The following is a 289-nucleotide window of genomic DNA, read 5'->3' as shown; positions in this document are numbered from 1 at the left end:
CCCTCTCCCACCTGGACGCTCTCGAATCCGAGGCCGTGCACATCTTCCGCGAGGTGGCGGGCGAGTTCGAGCGGCCGGTGATCCTCTTCTCCGGCGGCAAGGACTCCATCGTCATGCTCCACCTGGCGCTGAAGGCGTTCGCCCCCGCGGCGATCCCCTTCTCGCTGCTGCACGTCGACACCGGCCACAACTTCCCCGAGGTCCTGGAGTACCGGGACCGCGCGGTCGCCCAGCACGGTCTGCGGCTGCATGTCGCCTCCGTACAGGACTACATCGACCGCGGTGTGCT

The 289-nt window shown here is 68.2% G+C and carries 1 protein-coding gene; it reads left to right on the top strand.

Annotation, left to right across the window (positions count from 1 at the left end; genetic code table 11):
- Positions 1-289: phosphoadenosine phosphosulfate reductase family protein (locus tag TN53_RS43910; RefSeq protein WP_046264542.1), on the top strand; the 289-nt coding region annotated here is incomplete at both ends.

Source organism: Streptomyces sp. WM6386 (assembly GCF_000972385.1).
Classification (GTDB): Bacteria; Actinomycetota; Actinomycetes; order Streptomycetales; family Streptomycetaceae; genus Streptomyces.
This window is presented reverse-complemented; position numbering and strand designations above follow the sequence as displayed.